Genomic DNA, 18384 nt, shown 5'->3' with positions numbered 1-18384 from the left:
TGTTTATAAAAAAGCAAATAATGTTGTACTAGTGTCCTATGGCTGCTTGTACAATTAAATATTAGACTTACATGAAAAGAGGGGACCAAATATGATTTTAGACATTCAAAAAGTCCACGGTTCAGGAAATACTTTTTATTTATATGAAACTAAAAATGATAAAGAACTAGATTGGGCAAATTTAGCTATCTGGCTTTGCGACAAAGATATAGAAGATGGCGCAGATGGACTGCTCTTAGTGTCGCCATCTTCTAACGCATTAGCCAAAATGAGAGTATTTAACGCAGATGGCACAGAAGCATCAATGTGCGGCAATGGACTTCGATGTGTTGCACGCTATGTATTAGAAAAACACAATCTCCCTGAAGGACAAATTGAAACGATGAAAGCTATTTTACATGTTGCAAAAGAACAGCCTTTAGCGGAAGGAATTCCTACGTACAGTGTAGAAATTTCACCTGTTTCCTTCGAACTCACTTCACTTCCAATGAATTATGATAACAAAACAACTCTTATTAATGAGGTCAATGTTGCTCTTGACGAGCAGCTACAATTTACAGCCATTTCAGTGCCAAATCCACATTTAATTTCCTTTGTTCCAAAAGATTTAATAGCCACTTCATCACATCAAGAGAAAGTGGCATCCTTTTTAAATGGTCCAAATCGTATTTGTCCAGATGGCGTAAATGTGAGTTATGTATATACAATGGGACCTGACGAGATATATGTACGCACTTTTGAAAGGGGAGTAGGCTTTACAAATGCTTGTGGCACGGCGATGACTGCTTCAGCTTTAGTATCTCGCCTACTGAATTACACATCCAAAGAAAAAATTACTGTCATGAATCCAGGTGGGTTCGTCCAATGTATGGTCGGCATAAAACAAGATGATCAATATAATTTAAGGTTAATAGGTAACGCAACGATTACTGCATTATATACGTTAAAGTCTGAAGGCGCTCATTATTCATTTGAAAGCAAAGAAGAGTCAGCTGAACAGCTCGCCTATCTAAAACTTAGCCATGAAGCGAAGGAAAAACACAAGACATTATTTGGCGTTTGATGTTTGATGAGGAGGGAAAATGCATGATGCAAGAAGCATTTATTACAAGAGAACAATTTCATGCAATATATCAGTTAGACCAATCTCTTGTTTTTCTCATGAAAAAGGATATTAACGGTTATCGATACGTTTATACAAACCAAGCAGCAAAGGATTTTTTTTCAGATAAGCTGGAAGGTAAATATTTAACAGAAATAGTTAATCGAGTATCTGTCCCATTAATAGAGAAAAAATATGAGGAGGCCATCGCTAATAATCAACAAGTGACTTATCATGATTTCTATTTGGAAAATGAAAGAATTCAAACAAATAAAACAGTTTGTATACCTATACAATACGATAAAGATACATATCTATTAGCTTCTACTTCAAAAATTGAAGAACTAAAAATAGGAACTTCAGAAGGAACTGCCAGTAATTCTGCAGCCTTTAATAGCTTGAAAATAAGCCCATCAATGATGAAGCACCTCTTTGATACGTTCAACGTTGCAGTAAATATATGTATTACTGACACGCAGGGGGTCATTGAATATGTCAATGCTAGTTTCGAACAAACAACGGAGTATTCTGCTTCGGAGTTGATTGGCAATACCAATGCCATGTTGAATTCGAGAAAACAATCTCGCGCATTTTATAAAGAATTATGGTCCCAAATATCGAGCGGTTTTATATGGCGTGGAGAAATGTGTAATCGAACCAAGTACGGCAGAAACTATTGGCTAGATACAACGATTGTACCTATCACAGATGATCAAGGGGAAATTAAGCATTATTTAGGTATAAGTTTTGATGTATCTAATAAAAAAATGCAACTGACGAAATTAAAAAATACTGAAAAGCTTTTTCAGCTTATTACAGAACATACCAAAGACTTTATCGTCATAACAAGCGATGAGGGCATTATTCAGTATGTTTCACCTAATCATGAGGCAAAACTAGGCTATGGGAAAGATGAGTTAATAGGAAAGTTTTATATGGATCTACTGTCAAAAGATAGTGCTGAAAAAATGCAAAAAGAGCTAAAGCAACATGGGGAATTCGACAGTATAAAATTAGAATTAGAAATTTGTTCAAAGGATCGCCGTACCTTTTGGACTGAAGCACAATTGACAAAAGTAAGAGATTCAAAACGTAAGGGTATATATCAAACTGTTCTAGTAGCTCGTGAAGTAACAGAACGAAAAGAAATGGAAGAACAACTGCGATATTTAGCTTATCATGATGCCCTGACGAAGCTTCCTAATAGAAGATTTTTAATCGAGAAAGTTACCGAATACATCCGGATTGCAGACAGCTCAGGAAGCTCTTTAGCGCTATTATTTATTGATGGCGACAATTTTAAAGAAATTAATGATACGTATGGGCATGAAATAGGTGATGAATTTATAAAAAGCTTTGGAGAAGCACTTTCTTCAAGCGTAAGAAACAGTGACCTTGTGGCAAGGATAGGTGGAGATGAGTTTATTATCGTCTTAACAGATTTATCGATAGATGAGATGAAAAGGAAAGAGCAAATTGGGCAAACAATCAGTCGTATACAAGACATTTTGCATACTGGTTGGATGATAGGACCACATACCTTTTCCCCTACATCATCAATTGGAGTTGCCTGCTATCCAGAGCATGGTTCTACAGTAGCTATGTTGCTAGACCAGGCAGATCAGGCATTATACTATGCTAAAAGAGTAGCAGGAAAAGACTCTTATCATTATATGGAGAGTATACAAGAAACAAGAGATTCAACCTTAGTACGGTAGCTTGCCCACCATCTATAATAAGCACTTTTGTTGTTGATTATAGAACGTACCAATTGAAACAGCGTTTAAACGTACAATTCGTGTCATAATTTATGTGACACCTCAAACTAGTAAGAATGGTGGCAGTGTGTATGAATAAACGAATTTTATTAATTGAAGATGAAAAGAATATTGCAAGATTTATAGAGCTGGAGCTTTCTCATGAAGGTTTTAGCGTATCAATATGCTTTGATGGTCGAGAAGGTTTACAAAAGGCACTAGAAGAAAATATGAAAATCGATGTGATTCTCCTTGATGTCATGCTCCCTGGTTTAAATGGCATTGAAGTATGTAGAAGAATTCGAAGCCATTCCCAGGTGCCTATAATACTTATTACTGCGAGAGACGCAGTAATGGACCGGGTGGCTGGTCTCGATGCAGGAGCAGATGACTATATCGTAAAACCATTTGCCATCGAAGAGTTGCTTGCTCGTATACGTTCTATTTTAAGGAGAACAGCAGCCGCCCCAGAAAGTAGAGACTTGCTAAAATATAAAAATATCACAATAGACCAAGCTGCCTATACAGCATATGTAGATGAAAAAATGATTGAGCTTACCAAAACAGAGTTCGATTTATTACGCCTCCTTATTGAAAACAAAAATCGAGTTTGTACAAGAGACCATATCCTGGAGCGCGTTTGGGGTTATCAAAGTGATGTGGAGACAAATGTTGTAGATGTTTACATACGACATTTAAGAGCGAAACTTCCTGACAGTGCCAGCACTTATATTGAAACAGTGCGGGGCGTAGGTTATGTGATGCGTGAATGAACAGAAAAATTTTATTCTCTTTCCGTAGATCATCGTTGAAAACTAAGTGGGCACTTACCTCGGCGGTTGTGATTTTCATTAGCTTTGCCATCATTTGTTCCGTGTTGTACTGGTCCATGCACACATGGCTTTTATCGCAAGAACATCAATCAGTCAATCGGACAATGGATGATTTACAGGTCTTCTTTGAATCTCAAGGAAGCGGTATGACAATTGATGAAATTCGCTCGAATCGTGGTTTAATGAATTCAATTATCGATAAAAATCAAACAGTACGTATTTTAAATAAAGATGGCATTGAAATTTTGCGGATTAACGATACCATCAATCAGATACCGGAAATCAAGAAACAAGTACCCTCACAAGGCTATATTGTAGAAAAGGAAAAATTAGAAGGAATAGATTGTTTTGTAGCTACAAGTAAATTGCAAATGTCGCCTTTTTTGGGGTATATACAATTGACACACCCTTTAGACTCTTTTCATTCGTTGATGAATTATCTTTTAATGGCGATGTGCATACTCGGTTTAGGGGCATTGATTATTTCCTTTTACATTGGTCATTTCCTTGCGAACTTTCTTTTAAGACCGCTTCATGAGCTAAGGTTAGAAATGCTGAATGTCGCGGAGGAAGGGTTTGGTACGCCTATACTAATGGAATATAGCTATGAAGATGAGATTGGTGATTTGCTTCAAGTCTATCGCAAGATGATGGCAGAATTAGAGCAAACATTTCTATTACAACAGCAATTTGTCCAAGACGCTTCCCATGAACTTAGAACACCTATTCAAGTGGTAGAAGGGCATCTTTCGTTAATCAAAAGATGGGGGAAAGATGATCCAGCAGTTTTACAGGAATCTTTAGAAACCTCTTTAACAGAAATTAAGCGAATGAAAGATTTAGTAGAAGAAATGTTAGAACTAGCTAGAGGTGAGGGTGTTGCCCAAGATTCTCATTGCAATGTGGAAGAGACGATAAGAGAGATAGTTGAAGAACAGCTACATTTATATCCTTCAGTGAAGATTGAAATAGTGAAGAATCACTTTACAAATGTTTATGCAGCGATTTCCCAACGTGCATTGGGCCAAATCGTCCGAAATCTGCTCCAAAATGCCATTCGTTATAGCAACCATGATGCCAAAATTTTTGTGTGCTTGACAATCGAAGGGAAAAATTGCAAAATCGAAGTCGAAGACCATGGTATTGGTATAGCTGAGTCTGATTTACCTTATATCTTTGAGCGATTTTATCGTGTAGATCAAGCAAGATCTCGAGAAGAGGGTGGCACAGGTTTAGGATTGAGTATCGTTCATATGCTCGTCAATAAATATGGCGGCAAAATTTTTGTTTCCAGTAAATTAGGGGAGGGAACTAAATTTCAGATAACATTCCCGTTAGAAAACAACCAAATTTGATGTCTTTTATGTAATTATTACATCATTCAAGAAAAAAAATGCTCAATTCTCTCAAAAACATTGAATTTTTTGTGAAGAGTAGTAAGATTGAAAGGAAAATTGTTCTTTTAAACCAATCTAACTTGCTGTACCGAATTGGCTGGAAGAATGATAAAATATACAGTGGATTTTCTGAAATTAAAACTTTAATTAATGGAACTGCCACTTGGCAAAAAGTTGGAGGTAATTCTCATGTCAAACAACGATTCACTTGCAAGTTCGCCGTGGGCTGCGTTTTCTGGTCCTAACCTTGGCTATGTAATGGATATGTATGATCTTTATCTGACAAATCCTGAAGAAGTAGACCAAGACCTTGTAGCACTTTTCAAACAATATGGTGCACCTTCTGTAAATACTTCAAATTCAACTGCTACTTCAACTGTTGATGCAGGCAATATTGAAAAAGTATTGGCTGCCGTACAGTATGCAGAAGCCATCCGTGAAATCGGTCACTTAGCAGCTGATCTTTACCCATTAAACAACCAACCAAAAGATTTTTCTCGCATTGAAGCAAATGCATATGGATTGACAGATGCAGACCTAATTAATATGCCTGCTTCTATCTTATTAAAAGACGTTCCTGCAAGCGTTCACAATGCGCTAGATGCAATAAATTATTTGAAATCAATCTATACAGAAAAGATTGCCTATGAATTTAGCCAAGTAGTAAATAAAGAAGAAAAGAATTGGATTCAATCAAAAGTTGAAAATGGCGCTTTAAAAAACAATCTTTCAGCTGATGAGAAAAAAGAAATTCTAAATATGTTAAATAAAGTAGAAGGATTCGAACAATTCCTTCATAAAACTTTTGTCGGCGTTAAACGTTTTTCTATTGAAGGAGTAGACTCATTAGTTGTACTAATAGATGAACTCATCCGTCGCTCTGAAAATCGCGGTACGAAAGATGTAGTAATCGGTATGGCACACCGTGGTCGCTTAAATGTGTTAACACATAATGTGCATAAACCTTATCAAATGATGCTTGCAGACTTTGCACATGTACCAAGCGAGTTATTCTTGCCAAAAGACGGCTCATTAGAAGCCACAAGAGGCTGGTCTAACGACGTGAAGTATCATCTTGGTGCAACATATAAAGCACCAAACGGATCTACTATTAAAATGGCTTACAATCCTTCTCACTTAGAAGTAGTGAGTCCTGTGGTTACTGGTCAAGCACGTGCAGCACAAGATGCTACAGAAAAACCAGGCCTTCCTGAACAAGATAAATCTAAATCGCTTGCTATCTTAGTGCACGGTGATGCAGCATTTGCGGGGCAAGGCATTGTGACAGAAACGTTAAACTACTCTCGTACATTAGAATTTAATACTGGCGGTTCTGTGCATATTATTGCAAATAATATGATCGGTTTTACAACTGAACGTCAAGATTCACGTTCTACTGTTTATGCATCAGATCCTGCAAAAGGTTATGAAGTACCAGTTATTCATGTCAATGCTGATGCGCCAGAAGCAGTCGTGCAAGTGGCTCGTTTTGCAGTTGAGTACCGTGCAATGTTCGGCAAGGATATTGTCATTGATTTGATTGGTTATCGCCGTTATGGCCATAACGAAATGGATGAACCAATGATCACCAATCCAACAATGTACAATATTGTTCATAATCATGAGACTGTTCGTGCTTTATACGGCAAACAACTTGTCTCTGAAAATATTGTGACAGAAGAAGATGTTACAAAACTTCAAAAAGATATTAAAGATGAGCTACAAACAGCGCTAGATTATGTCAAAGAAGTGGGCAAAGGCCATGAAACAAGCCTTGAAATGCCAGAAGCTGTGAAAAATGGCGCACCAAAAGACATTGCAACTGCTGTTGAAAAAGAACGTCTTGAAAAAATGAACGAAGAACTTCTGACATTCCCAGAAGACTTCCATGTGTTTAAAAAACTAGGGAAAATCTTAAACCGTCGCCGTGATCCATTCCAAGGAAAAGGTAAAATTGACTGGGGTCATGCTGAAACACTTGCTTTCGGTACAATTCTGCAAGAAGGCACACCAGTACGCATTTCTGGTCAAGATGTACAACGCGGTACGTTCTCTCAACGTCATCTTGTGTTACATGACGAGCAAAACGGCAATGAATATGTGCCATTGCACCATATTTCAGGTTCACAAGCATCATTTGCACCAATCAATAGTCCATTATCTGAAGCAGCAATGGTTGCTTATGAATATGGCTACAATTTAGAAAATGAAAAAGCGCTTGCTATTTGGGAAGCACAATATGGTGACTTTGCGAATATGGCACAAGTCATGTTTGATAACTTTATTTCAAGTACTCGCTCAAAATGGGGTGTTAAATCAGGCGTTGTTATTTCACTACCACATTCAGCTGAAGGCCAAGGGGCAGAGCATACAAGTGCTCGTCTAGAACGTTTCTTGCAATCATCAGCTGAAAATAACTGGACTGTAGTAATGCTTTCAAGTGCAGCAAACTACTTCCACTTATTGCGACGCCAAGCTAAAACATTAGGCACAGATGCTGTTCGTCCACTCATCATGATGAGTCCGAAGTCACTTCTGCGCAATCAGCTTGTTGGAGCAGATGTAGAAGAATTAACAAACGGCGAATACCGCCCAGTAATTGAACACAATACAACAGGCCAAGATGCAGAGAAAGTGAAAAAAATCGTATTTGCATCTGGTAAAATGGCAATTGATCTTGCTGAAAAAATTGGTAGTGGAGAAGGTTATGAGCACTTGCACTTAGTACGTGTAGAACAATTATATCCATTCCCAGAAGAAGAAATCGCAGAAATTCTAGCGAAATTCCCGAAAGTCAAAACGCTTGCTTGGACGCAAGAAGAACCAAAAAATATGGGTTCTTGGTCATTTGCAGATCCATACATGCGCGAATTAGCTGGTAAAGGCCAAAAAGTGGTGTATGTTGGTCGTGACGCGCATTCAAGTCCTGCAGAAGGCGATGCGGATTCTTATAAAGAAGCGCAAGCAAAAGTTATTGATGAAGCATTATCAAGTAAGTAAGCAACGTTAAAAGACAAAGGAGGAAATGAAAGTGGCAGACATTATTGTTCCAGAATTAGCAGAATCAATTACAGAGGGTGAAATCGTACGTTGGGTTAAGCAAGTAGGGGACCACGTAGATAAAGGTGAATTCATCGTTGAGTTAGAAACAGATAAAGTCAATGCAGAAATCATCTCTGAAGAAGCAGGCGTTTTAACTGAAATCCTAGCTCAAGAAGGCGATGTAGTAGAAGTAGGAGCTGTTATTGCTAAAGTAGAAGCAGGCGGAGCAGCTGCAGCACCTACACCAAAAGAAGAACCAAAACAAGAAGAAGCTCCAAAAGCGGAAGAGCCAAAACAAGAAGCTCCACAAGCCGCAGCACCTGTAGTGGAAGAAACAACTTCAAATGACCGTGTAATCGCTAGCCCAGCCGCTCGCAAATTAGCACGTGAAAAAGGTATTAATCTTAGCGAAATTTCACCAGTAGATCCGCAAGGCCGTGTACGTGTTCAAGACGTAGCAGCTCATGGAACTGCACCAGCTGCTGCTCCTAAAGAAGCGGAAGCATCAAAAGCAGCACCAGCTAAAAATGTTGACGATTCTCGGGTAGAAGTTGTGAAAATGACTCGTCGCCAACAAACTGCTGCAAAACGTTTACTAGAAGTTTCTCAAAGCACTGCAATGCTAACAACATTCAACGAAATTGATATGACAAATGTTATGGCGCTTCGCAAACGTAAAAAAGATGCCTTCCAAGAAGCACACGACGGCACACGCCTAGGCTTCATGTCATTCTTCACAAAAGCTGTAACAGCTGCTCTTAAAAAATATCCAGCTGTTAATGCTAAAATCGTCGGCGACGAATTGCACTACAATAAATTCTATGATATCGGCGTAGCTGTAGCGACTCCAGATGGATTAGTTGTTCCAAACGTTCGTGATACAGACCGCAAAAACTTTGCAGAAATTGAAGCAACAATCGCTGAACTAGCAACAAAAGCGCGTAACAAAAAGTTAGCTCTTTCTGACCTAGAAGGTGGCTCATTTACTATCACAAACGGTGGTGTATTCGGTTCATTAATGTCTACACCAATCATCAACGGCGACCAAGCTGCAATCCTTGGTATGCACAACATTGTCAGCCGCCCAATTGCTGTTGGCAATGAAGTACAAATCCGTCCAATGATGTATGTGGCACTTTCTTACGATCACCGCATTATCAACGGTCAAGAATCAGTTGGCTTCTTGAAAACAGTAAAAGACTTAATCGAAAACCCAGAAGATTTATTGTTAGAATCTTAATAAAACCTGTAATATCGAGGGTTTGAAAGGTTTTAAGAATTGAACGAATAAAGAAAGCTCCTGAGAAATCAGGGGCTTTTTTAATGCTTAAAATTCTTTTTGACCACATTTTGACCAACAGATTTTTTTGAGTAGGTTCTTGTAAGTAATTATGAGTAAGTCTGTTGTTTTTTCGATAGTTTCAGTGGTCACATGCGTATAAATATTCATCGTAGTTTCGATATGTGCGTGACCTAATAATTTTTGGACTACTTTAATATCCACCCCGGCAGCAAACAACAAAGAAGCATATGAATGTCTTAGACCATGAACGGTTATACGCGGTAAATCATATCGTTTACACAGTTTGTTTAAAACCTCATTAACATAAGAATTGCGTAGGGTTCGAATGAATTTTCTTTAGTGAAAATAAATCGGGTGCTAACTTTTTCGCCTGTTATTAACCTTAGCTTTTTATTTTGTCTAATTAGGTCTTTCAAAATATTATATGTTTCTGCATCTAGATGGATATCTCTCAGGGATGATGGGTTTTAGGTTTTAGTATCTGATAAATGCCGTCAGAGTCATAGAATAGTGTTTTAGTAATGCTGTTGTTTGTGTATCATCTTTCAAGTCCTTCTCCTGTAGAGCTAAAAGTTCTCCTTTACGCATTCGTAAGCAGCAATGTGCGAAAGAGGGCGTACTTTTTTAATGACTCATTTTTCTTTACTTGCTCTAAAAAATAGATAGATTGATCTTTGTTCCAAAAGTTCTCTAACTTTTCTTTTTCCTCGAATAAAGTGACTCTTGGATATACAGTATTATTAAAAGGCGACATCTTTCGATATATTCCATTCAGGAAGCAAAATCAAATACATTTCGCGCCTGAATAATAATAGGCTTATAAGATTTTAACTGAGTCGACATAAAGTCAATGAATTTCTGACACTCTTTCTTGGTAATATCTTTTAAACGTTTATCACCAATATGGGGGAGGATCCATTTATTAAAATCTATTGACTTGCGATAGACAGTTGAGGGTTTTAGATGTTTGGAGTACTCTTCCTCGTACTATAAAAATATCTCTTTGAAGAAATAATGTGACTTTAGATTTCTTGATTGTTTTTTCTCTTCGACCTCTAGTTTTTGGGCAGCTAATTTTGCTTCACTTAGCTTTTTAAATCCTCTTCTAGTGGTTCTTACCTTTTTCTTAGTTATAGGGTCAGTTAAAGAAAGTTTAATTAACCATCGGTCACCCTTAGCGGTGCTATATTTTGATATGATGCCATTATTAATTCCTCCTTAACTTATTACATAAATCATTGCATCAAGAATCAGTTTACGTTGTGCTATTTTGCCACATGAGCTATCAATATTGTGAAGTATGAATATGATTATAAACATAATGATTTAGCCTACGAGCTGCGAATGAGGCGCTAACTCGAAACTTCTTTTAAATTAATCTTACGGCTTCATCAAAGACCTCTGGTAAATTCAGTTCCTGAAGCATAAAAGTAGGCACTGCTACATGTAAAGAGAAGTTGTTAGCTTTGAATTCTTGATACTGGATAAAAGAGGGGGTAGGGGCAGTTTAGTCTGAGAAGGAATTTACTTCAATTTGTAGAATTATTATCAAGGTATGCAAAAGTAAGGGGGAATAAAGATGACGAAGAGGAATATCCAAGTATCCCTTAGAAAAGAGAACATAAATGATGCGGAAAAAGTGTTAGAGCTTCAAAAAGAAGTTCTTTTAGAAAGTGAATTTATGATTTCGGTAATAGAAGAGTATGAAGAAACATCGGAGCAAATAAGAAACTGGATTGAAAAAATCTTAGAGAATGAAAGAGAAAAGCTAATCGTGGCGGAAAGCAAAGGGCAGATTGTTGGTTTGATTGTTTTTCGCTCAAAAAGTAATAAAAGACTTTCTCACACTGGTTCTTTTACGGCAATGGTGAAAAAAGAGTACCGTAATCAAGGCATTGGTAAACTGTTGATTAAAGAACTTTTAAAATGGGCGGAACATAACCCTTTAATAGAGAAAGTTAGTTTAGGGGTTTTATCAACAAATCAACGAGCTATCGAATTGTACAAAAGTATGGGATTTGTTGAAGAAGGACGTAAAATTAAAGAAGTTAAATTTAGTGATGACTTATATGTAGATGATATACTTATGTATAAACAGGTTTAATCCTGTTATCGTCCAACCTCTTTTTCAAACGGAGTGCTGCTATATAAAGGTAGTGCACTTATACTAATGGGTAGTTTTAGTTTAATTAGTAAAATAATAAGTCGACAGTAAATCTGGCTTTTTTGTGTCCCAGCCGGAAGATAAGTGTGCCTTTATCACAGCTAATCGTGAGTATGTAAAAGCTTATTCTGTAGATAAATAATATGGTAAACAACTTGAGAAAGCTCAAAGCCTTGTCTTCTTGTGAAGGACAGGGCTTTTTTATTTACTTGAATAAGAAAGAACCATTGGATTAGGGATGATGTTTATATTTATTAATTTAAATAATAGACAAAGATGTATTATTAGTATATCTTTAATGTGATATAAGTTCAGAAAGGAAGGGTTAATTTTGTATTATCTCATTGCCGTTTATTTAGAACAAAACAAAACTGATATGTATTATTCTGAGTATGATTTTAGACGCTGTGAGAGAATTGAAGATGGAGGAAAGAAATTTTTGATTTCAAAGGATAAAGGTATGATTGATTTAACTAATGCTTATTATATATTAATAGGAGAGGGGAAACCTGAACATAATGTATAATTATTTTTTTAAATATTTTTATTAAATGCGGCCTCCCATGTTACTAAAAAACATGAGACTAGCCGTGTTTTTTTGTTTTTATATTGCTGTTCCAAACTTCATACATAACTGAAGTCCTGTTTGTGGTCATTTAATAAAGATGGGTAATTCTTATTGAACTAATGAAGTATGTTATGGATAATATATCCATTTTGTAGTATTGTGAAGAAAGATAACTTAACTAATAAAATATAAGGTAAAGAAGGAGATTATAATGAAAATAAATTTAATGATTTTTATATCATCCATAAAAAAGCAAAAAGAAAACAATATCGGAGAAATAGTTATGAAAACATTTGAATCTAACATTCGACCTGTAAAAGGGGACATTTTAGAAGATCCAGGATTCCATCCAGGATTTCATAATGGATATGAAGTTGTTAAGGTTACAATGAATTATGCTTTAAATGAATGCTGGGTTTCACTATGCCCTCTTGAGTTAGAAAGGGAAGAAATCGAGATAGAGAACTATATAGAGAGACTTAAAGAAAACGGTTGGTGTGTCGTCTCAAAAGAAGAGAGGAATCTCTTGTCAGAGTAGACTTCATTGAATCAACCGCCTGAAATGACTTGACTACCATAGGGTATAAAACAGTATAAAAACATATAGTTTGCGCTCTTCAAAAACGAGAGTTTTCTGAAGCTTTCCCTACTTTATATAAGAAGAAAATAAACAATATAAATGCAGTTTAATCAACGGTCAAGAATCAGTTGGCTTCTTGAAAATAGTAAAAGACTTGATCGAAAACCCAGAAGATTTATTGTTAGAATCTTAATAAAACCTTTAGTATCTAGGGTTTGAAAGGTTTTAAGAATTGAATGGATAAAGAAAGCTCCTGAGAGATCAGGAGCTTTTTTTGTTAACTTTTTTAGTGAGAGCACCTATTGGGCACATGAACTTTTGTTTGATTGCTCAAATAATTTATGGGTAAATCGGTTGTATTTTTTGATTTTTTTGGCAGTCACGTGAGTATAGATATTCATTGTAGTTTCAAAATGAGCATGGCCTAGTGATATTTGAAATACTTTCATAAATCCTGCAGCGAATAAAAGTGAAGCACATGAATGTCTTATTCCATGTACAATGATGCGAGGGAGTTTATATCGCTTACATAGTTTATTTAATACTTCATTTACTTAGAATTTCAATAAGGCTCAAAAGAGGTTTCTTTCGTAAAAGCTATTGCCCAATTTGTTGGAGAGTGGCGGAGACTAATCATTTTCTATCCAATTCTTAAATGCGAATTGTGTGAAGAAGCATAACAAGCTTGTTAAAGAATCGATTATTCAAGATAACGCAATAAAATTAGTGACGTTTGATAAATTCCATTCTACGAATACAGAAGAAAAAGAAATAAAGAACATGCGATGAAAGTGGCCATAAGTTATAGCGAAGGTGTTGTATTTAATACTTCTATCCAGTCTACAGAAACGGAAGTAGGAAAATCACATTTAGCTATGAGCATCTTAAAGTCAGTCAATCAGTTTGGCAATCAAGAAATATCAAGCCTATCTATTGATGTAGTTCGAATGATGGAACTTATAAAAGGTTCATTCAACAATAACGAAAGCATCTACAAGAGAATATTTCATAACTCTTTGTGGAGAAGTGGATTTGCTTTCCTAGATAATTTAGGCGCTGAAAAAGGAGATATTTACTCAACTAATCATATATCTGAATACATCAGTAAGTGCATAGAAGCATTTTCAATGCAAAAGAATATAAAACTACCATTGTCACTACAAACATCTCAGGTAAGAGATTATCAAACATCCCCCTATAAGAGGGATGTTTCACTAATATAACGGCTGCTGGTTATGACAAGGCGGAAATCCATTTATATCCTGAATCATATGAATATCATACTGCTTTAATGCAAATTGTGATTGATACAAATATTCAATTATAAGTAACTTTCCGCCAGATGTACCACATAAAACACCTGAAGTCCCTTGGCCGTTGGCTAATGAAATGCCAACAGGCTGACCAATCAAAAAACGAATTTTTTGTTGCCATGGCATATTCTTCACTCCTTTAAATACATCATATTAAAATTTAAAAAATAGGTGCCGGTATTGTTATAAATGATGTGGGAGAAATGATAGGAAGTTGCTGCTTAGTTCGAATAAAGAGCGACATATCAGGAAGGAGGAGCAAATACATTGTGAAAGTGGAGCATCAACAAATCTGATTACTATATCAGTAGATTCGAGCACAAGGGCGCTTATTTTGGAGTGTTTGAAAGAAACTATTTGATGTCTTTATAGAATGTGCTCCAAGTAAATGGCCGCTGGAACCACTTTGTATCAAAGTTTCATTAGACAATGTTTATATTATATATGGCGCGTAGAAGCATACAGTGACAAGCCTATAGGCATCTATTACATCTGGTGTTGAAACCACATTGCTGGTTTTACATGGATTCAAATGAAAAAGCCAGGTAGTTGTTTCCATCCTGACGAAAAATGAATGGGAGCAAATGCGACTTTTCTAAACAAGCTGGAGGCCAAATAATCCAAGTAGATCAACCACCAAGTGGTTATGACAAGCAGGAGAAGTCAGTATAAAGGTGAACTGACACATTCAGAAATTAGTACACACAGAAGTTTTAAAAATATCCAATAGAATGTTTGTAAAATAAAAAGAAAATAAAAGGGAGTTCCATCAAAATTGATGGTAACTCCTTCTTTAAATTATCTTATACTTCCACTACGGATGATTTTCACGTTTAATTTTGCTTCAATTTTGATGTTTTTATATATTTCCTTCCATTTTCCTTCTTTCCATAACTGTGGATGATAGGCCCTGATATCTTCTCCAATTCCTAATACATCAGAAGATGCTTCTTGACATTTTATAAACATACTAGTTATGTCCTTTTCTACTCTTTCTTTAATAAAATTTTCTAAATGTTTTCTTTCATTTTTTCGGTCTAATTGGTTTGGTGGATATTCTGTTATAAGTATTGGCATGTCGATATTATATTGGACGTTGATATTTTCCCCATCCTGCATTACTTTCTTTTTTTTCTTGAAGTTAACGATATTAAATGCAACCTGCACCTTCTTATCGTTTTTGTTCCAAAAATACGCTAACTCAACAAAATGCGCTTTCCTATCTCCTAACAATGTCGCAAAAATAGATTCTCTTAGGTTTAGATGCTCGCCCGTAAATTTTTTTCCATCAAATAAAGCCATCCCTTCACCTTCAGGCAGGCCATGGTCACCACTAATGATATATGGTTGTGTCCTCAAAAGCCGTAATCAAATCATAATAGTATTCACCGATTTCTTTAGACGAAGTTTCTTTTATTTCCAAGAATTTTTTTGGTGAACCCTTAGTAATGACCACTTTAGCATTCATCGGACTCTGAGCTGAGCGGTAATAAACATCTAATAGAGCATATAAATCCTTCTGAGCGCTTTCTTCATTAACTAATAAAGTAGTCAATTCAGCATTATCCATCGTTTGCTCAGTTTTTTTATTAGCATCTATTCTTGTTTCTCTCAATGTTTTACCAGTTCCTTCAAGTACTATATATTTAGTAGGGTCACTATTTGAACTAGGGTATGCAAAGTAGCTTTTTATATCTCCAATATGTCCTTCTATTCCTATCACGGATATCACTGAAAGTTCTTTATACAAACGTTGATCCCAACATCCACTAAGTAAAAAAGTGCTTATAAGAAGAAAAACAGTCACTTTGCGCATATAGTTTCTCTCCTTTTAAAAACTTCATTATAAATAACTCTTATTTTTCAGTATGTAACAAATTACAAAATTTCAATCAAAGAATAGTCATAATGAAATTTTTATACACTCAATATTTGAAACTAATCCAGCATTATTCATCATGGTAAACTAAGCTACTTTTAGATTCTCATCTTGAATAGATGTTCTAACATCCTCCCATTCCTTTTGACATTTATGTTCACTCCTTTTTAACTTGATGATGAAATGCTACTGGATGCGAGTAAGGGGTGTTGTTTAAGAGCTAAATATTAGACAAATGTGTATTTATGGTATATTGTTAAGGTAATAAAAGTACTTTATAGAAATAAGTTGAATTTGCATATTACAAAGAGTAATCGTGTATGTGCGGTACTTTTTGTAATATGTGAATTTTTTCTTTAAAAAGCTTATATATTAATAATTTTTTAATGGAGGTCATTTAAATGACACAAGGTACAGTAAAATGGTTTAACGCAGAAAAAGGTTTCGGATTCATCGAAGTTGAAGGCGGAGCAGACGTATTCGCTCACTTCTCAGCAATCCAAGGCGACGGATTCAAATCTTTAGACGAAGGTCAAAAAGTTGAATTTGAAGTTGAAGAAGGACAACGCGGACCACAAGCTACAAATATTGTTAAACTTTAATTTTAATTAGCGTGTTATAAACTAGAGGGACCTTTTCAATAAGGTTCCTCTTTTTTATTTGACTTGGCTCAGTTATATTAAAAGCGAGGTCTCTCAAGCTGTGAAAGGAGAAGGGGGAATCCGAGTAATAGATGAAATGAAAATAAAGTTATTTAGCATAATATGGACGAACAAAAATGCCCCGTACGAATTTAGAACGGGGTTAAAAATATAACAATGAAGCCCTCAAAAGGGTTTTAACGGCGGTTTAATACAACTGTTTACATTACTCTTGTGATTCTTTTCCGCTAAATTCTAATATATTAAGACCCTCGGATGCTTCTGGTGCTTCAAAATATTTAGAAACATGAATAAATGTCTCTTCTGTGTCAAAAGTTGCTCTTTCAGGTTGTTCGAGACGTCTTTGAGCAATTTGACGTAAGCATTGCTCATTATTTAAATTCAAAAAGATTAATTGATGGTTTGCATTGACTTCTGACGCTATATCTAAAAACCATTTTCGCTGTTTTTGAGTGTTACCTGGAAAATCCATTACTACATTTGTCCCAACACTTAATATGTTTTGGACATGCTTTTTCACCAACGTCTTCATTTGCGCTGAGAATTTTAGATAGTCATCAAATGATGTGATTTGATTGGGATAAAGAGAAGCAAGCCATTCATCCTCAGATAACAGTACTGCATGTTTTTCACTAGCTATTTGTTTTGATTTAGTGGATTTTCCTGCTCCCATTTTTCCAGTGAAAAAATATAAAGTACCCAATTTTTCCATTATGTTTATCCTCCAAGCTAATTTTAATGTTAGTTGTTCTACATTATTTACAAACTAAGTTATTAGTAATTACTTTTTCTTCTTTAAGTATGATTAATCCTTTTCAAATATTCAATATTTACATTTAGTTGGTAAAGACTTCTTTTAGAGCAAATAATAAAATATTCGATTACTGATTTAATGAGAATTTGCTAATATTTCCCTATGTTAATTAAAACCTAAAAAACAGTGGGGTCGGGAGGTTTTAAGGATTGAATGTATAAAGAAAACTCCTGAGAAATCAGGAGCTTTTAGTGCTTAAAATGCTTCTACAGAAAACTACTGGTTCGGTATGATTCTATATATCATTACTAATAGAATGAAACCTACTGGAACAATGAACTTTTGGTAAAAGCATATTATATAAGAGTGAAAACACCTGTTAGAAAAATTAATCCCAAATATTTGCTCGTGGAATATTTGCAGTTCTTAAATAATCTAGCAATTGCCCAGTATGGACTGACTCATGATATGCAACTCTTAGTAACATATCGCCAAGACTTCTTATGTAACCTGCATCAGAACGATCAATTTTGATATTTGTTAAATCTTCTTCCGAAAATGATTTAATAGTCTCTAAGAATTCATTTCTAAAAGGTTCTGCAAAGTTTATCACCATTTTTACAGTGGAAAAAGGTTGTTTCTCGAAAGGGGAATCAAATGCTGCAAGACTTCCTTGATTTTTGATAGCCAAATGGTAATAATGTTCACTCTCTAAAACATGCCTTATCATTTCGATAATGGTCATAGCCTCATTATCAGGTTTCCAATGTAAAAAATTTTGGGGAATAGATGTCCAAATCTTAATACTTCTTCTTCGTATTTCCTTGAAATTTAAAAGAATTAAATCGATTGAATTCATAAATTATCCTCCATTTATTGGTGTATCTATAATATACACAAATGAACGTTCGAACAAAAGAGTGAATTTTTTAAAAAGTAATGCAACACTATCATAAATAACTCCAAGTCTTAAAGATAATCTTACCAAAGCTTCAAAGTAAAGGATATGAATTTGTAACAATTTAGGAGA

Annotated in this window: 18 protein-coding genes and 2 pseudogenes; 11 read left to right on the top strand and 9 right to left on the bottom strand. The window is 35.5% G+C overall.

What is annotated here, in order from left to right; translation table 11 throughout:
- Positions 1–91: 91 nt before the first annotated feature.
- From dapF to odhB, 6 genes are all read left to right on the top strand, one after another.
- The gene (dapF, locus tag F0527_RS09100; RefSeq protein ID WP_150284590.1) at positions 92–1063 is read left to right on the top strand and encodes a diaminopimelate epimerase; all 972 of its coding nucleotides are present in this window, start codon (positions 92–94) and stop codon (positions 1061–1063) included.
- 23 nt (positions 1064–1086) lie between these two features.
- A complete protein-coding gene (locus tag F0527_RS09095) occupies positions 1087–2820 on the top strand; it encodes a sensor domain-containing diguanylate cyclase (protein WP_190323428.1) in 1734 nt (577 codons plus the stop codon).
- Between the two features lie 131 nt (positions 2821–2951).
- The gene (locus F0527_RS09090; RefSeq protein ID WP_150284588.1) at positions 2952–3632 is read left to right on the top strand and encodes a response regulator transcription factor; all 681 of its coding nucleotides are present in this window, start codon (positions 2952–2954) and stop codon (positions 3630–3632) included.
- Entirely contained in the window at positions 3629–5047 is a 1419-nt protein-coding gene (locus F0527_RS09085; protein ID WP_150284587.1) for a HAMP domain-containing sensor histidine kinase, read from the top strand. The genes F0527_RS09090 and F0527_RS09085 overlap by 4 nt, the downstream gene beginning before the upstream one ends.
- Positions 5048–5278: 231 nt before the next feature.
- Positions 5279–8089, top strand: a complete 2811-nt coding sequence (locus F0527_RS09080; RefSeq protein ID WP_150284586.1) for a 2-oxoglutarate dehydrogenase E1 component — start codon at positions 5279–5281, stop codon at positions 8087–8089.
- Between the two features lie 31 nt (positions 8090–8120).
- Complete coding sequence (odhB, locus tag F0527_RS09075) at positions 8121–9371, top strand: 2-oxoglutarate dehydrogenase complex dihydrolipoyllysine-residue succinyltransferase (RefSeq protein WP_150284585.1); 1251 nt, start codon at positions 8121–8123, stop codon at positions 9369–9371.
- An 87-nt stretch (positions 9372–9458) separates the two neighbouring features.
- On the opposite strand, the gene F0527_RS17425 is transcribed toward odhB, so the two are convergent.
- The 3 genes and pseudogenes from F0527_RS17425 to F0527_RS17415 all read right to left on the bottom strand — a co-directional run bounded on the left by F0527_RS17425 (position 9459) and on the right by F0527_RS17415 (position 10568).
- The gene (locus F0527_RS17425) at positions 9459–9761 is read right to left on the bottom strand and encodes a site-specific integrase (RefSeq protein WP_150284948.1); all 303 of its coding nucleotides are present in this window, start codon (positions 9759–9761) and stop codon (positions 9459–9461) included.
- Between the two features lie 444 nt (positions 9762–10205).
- Positions 10206–10409: pseudogene (locus F0527_RS17420) on the bottom strand (N-terminal phage integrase SAM-like domain-containing protein); the annotation flags it as partial.
- Between the two features lie 12 nt (positions 10410–10421).
- The gene (locus F0527_RS17415; protein ID WP_223823583.1) at positions 10422–10568 is read right to left on the bottom strand and encodes a hypothetical protein; all 147 of its coding nucleotides are present in this window, start codon (positions 10566–10568) and stop codon (positions 10422–10424) included.
- 445 nt (positions 10569–11013) lie between these two features.
- Between F0527_RS17415 and F0527_RS09055 the strand changes: the two genes are divergently transcribed.
- The 3 genes from F0527_RS09055 to F0527_RS09045 all read left to right on the top strand — a co-directional run bounded on the left by F0527_RS09055 (position 11014) and on the right by F0527_RS09045 (position 12704).
- Positions 11014–11538 carry a GNAT family N-acetyltransferase gene (locus tag F0527_RS09055; RefSeq protein WP_150284584.1) on the top strand — a complete coding sequence of 175 codons (525 nt, stop codon included), beginning with the start codon at positions 11014–11016 and terminating at the stop codon, positions 11536–11538.
- Between the two features lie 391 nt (positions 11539–11929).
- Positions 11930–12124, top strand: coding sequence for a hypothetical protein (locus F0527_RS09050; protein WP_066787887.1), 195 nt, complete (start codon positions 11930–11932; stop codon positions 12122–12124).
- 253 nt (positions 12125–12377) lie between these two features.
- Positions 12378–12704, top strand: coding sequence for a hypothetical protein (locus tag F0527_RS09045; RefSeq protein ID WP_150284583.1), 327 nt, complete (start codon positions 12378–12380; stop codon positions 12702–12704).
- Between the two features lie 341 nt (positions 12705–13045).
- Here F0527_RS09045 and F0527_RS17410 read toward each other — a convergent pair.
- Positions 13046–13288 (bottom strand): annotated as a pseudogene (locus F0527_RS17410) (tyrosine-type recombinase/integrase); the annotation flags it as partial.
- A gap of 243 nt (positions 13289–13531) precedes the next feature.
- Here F0527_RS17410 and F0527_RS09035 point away from each other — a divergent pair.
- Positions 13532–13969 (top strand): hypothetical protein, encoded by a 438-nt coding sequence (locus tag F0527_RS09035; RefSeq protein WP_150284582.1) that lies wholly within the window; start codon positions 13532–13534, stop codon positions 13967–13969.
- Here F0527_RS09035 and F0527_RS09030 read toward each other — a convergent pair.
- The 3 genes from F0527_RS09030 to F0527_RS09020 form a co-directional block, all read right to left on the bottom strand.
- A complete protein-coding gene (locus tag F0527_RS09030; protein WP_150284581.1) occupies positions 13961–14185 on the bottom strand; it encodes a hypothetical protein in 225 nt (74 codons plus the stop codon). The two genes, F0527_RS09035 and F0527_RS09030, sit on opposite strands and share 9 nt — an antisense overlap.
- 672 nt (positions 14186–14857) lie before the next feature.
- Complete coding sequence (locus tag F0527_RS09025) at positions 14858–15361, bottom strand: Ger(x)C family spore germination C-terminal domain-containing protein (protein WP_150284580.1); 504 nt, start codon at positions 15359–15361, stop codon at positions 14858–14860.
- Between the two features lie 31 nt (positions 15362–15392).
- The gene (locus F0527_RS09020; protein ID WP_150284579.1) at positions 15393–15875 is read right to left on the bottom strand and encodes a Ger(x)C family spore germination protein; all 483 of its coding nucleotides are present in this window, start codon (positions 15873–15875) and stop codon (positions 15393–15395) included.
- Between the two features lie 464 nt (positions 15876–16339).
- Here F0527_RS09020 and F0527_RS09015 point away from each other — a divergent pair, with 464 nt between their 5' ends.
- On the top strand, positions 16340–16540 hold the full coding sequence (locus F0527_RS09015; RefSeq protein WP_066788929.1) for a cold-shock protein: 201 nt from the start codon (positions 16340–16342) through the stop codon (positions 16538–16540).
- A gap of 265 nt (positions 16541–16805) precedes the next feature.
- Here the strand turns inward: F0527_RS09015 and F0527_RS09010 are convergent, their stop codons facing one another.
- The gene (locus tag F0527_RS09010; RefSeq protein WP_150284578.1) at positions 16806–17312 is read right to left on the bottom strand and encodes a P-loop nucleotide/nucleoside kinase family protein; all 507 of its coding nucleotides are present in this window, start codon (positions 17310–17312) and stop codon (positions 16806–16808) included.
- A 430-nt stretch (positions 17313–17742) separates the two neighbouring features.
- Positions 17743–18213, bottom strand: coding sequence for a DinB family protein (locus F0527_RS09005; protein WP_150284577.1), 471 nt, complete (start codon positions 18211–18213; stop codon positions 17743–17745).
- Positions 18214–18384 lie beyond the last annotated feature (171 nt).

The organism is Rummeliibacillus sp. TYF-LIM-RU47 (assembly GCF_008638315.1).
Classification (GTDB): Bacteria; Bacillota; Bacilli; order Bacillales_A; family Planococcaceae; genus Rummeliibacillus; species Rummeliibacillus stabekisii.
This window is presented reverse-complemented; position numbering and strand designations above follow the sequence as displayed.

What these genes read in the sequence shown, in the direction of transcription:
- dapF (WP_150284590.1), top strand. Translation starts at nt 92, where the DNA reads ATGATTTTAGACATTCAAAAAGTCCACGGTTCAGGAAATACTTTTTAT.
- F0527_RS09095 (WP_190323428.1), top strand. Translation starts at nt 1,087, where the DNA reads ATGATGCAAGAAGCATTTATTACAAGAGAACAATTTCATGCAATATAT.
- F0527_RS09090 (WP_150284588.1), top strand. Translation starts at nt 2,952, where the DNA reads ATGAATAAACGAATTTTATTAATTGAAGATGAAAAGAATATTGCAAGA.
- F0527_RS09085 (WP_150284587.1), top strand. Translation starts at nt 3,629, where the DNA reads ATGAACAGAAAAATTTTATTCTCTTTCCGTAGATCATCGTTGAAAACT.
- F0527_RS09080 (WP_150284586.1), top strand. Translation starts at nt 5,279, where the DNA reads ATGTCAAACAACGATTCACTTGCAAGTTCGCCGTGGGCTGCGTTTTCT.
- F0527_RS09055 (WP_150284584.1), top strand. Translation starts at nt 11,014, where the DNA reads ATGACGAAGAGGAATATCCAAGTATCCCTTAGAAAAGAGAACATAAAT.
- F0527_RS09045 (WP_150284583.1), top strand. Translation starts at nt 12,378, where the DNA reads ATGAAAATAAATTTAATGATTTTTATATCATCCATAAAAAAGCAAAAA.
- F0527_RS09035 (WP_150284582.1), top strand. Translation starts at nt 13,532, where the DNA reads ATGAAAGTGGCCATAAGTTATAGCGAAGGTGTTGTATTTAATACTTCT.
- F0527_RS09030 (WP_150284581.1), bottom strand. Translation starts at nt 14,185, where the DNA reads ATGCCATGGCAACAAAAAATTCGTTTTTTGATTGGTCAGCCTGTTGGC.
- F0527_RS09025 (WP_150284580.1), bottom strand. Translation starts at nt 15,361, where the DNA reads ATGGCTTTATTTGATGGAAAAAAATTTACGGGCGAGCATCTAAACCTA.
- F0527_RS09020 (WP_150284579.1), bottom strand. Translation starts at nt 15,875, where the DNA reads ATGCGCAAAGTGACTGTTTTTCTTCTTATAAGCACTTTTTTACTTAGT.
- F0527_RS09015 (WP_066788929.1), top strand. Translation starts at nt 16,340, where the DNA reads ATGACACAAGGTACAGTAAAATGGTTTAACGCAGAAAAAGGTTTCGGA.
- F0527_RS09010 (WP_150284578.1), bottom strand. Translation starts at nt 17,312, where the DNA reads ATGGAAAAATTGGGTACTTTATATTTTTTCACTGGAAAAATGGGAGCA.
- F0527_RS09005 (WP_150284577.1), bottom strand. Translation starts at nt 18,213, where the DNA reads ATGAATTCAATCGATTTAATTCTTTTAAATTTCAAGGAAATACGAAGA.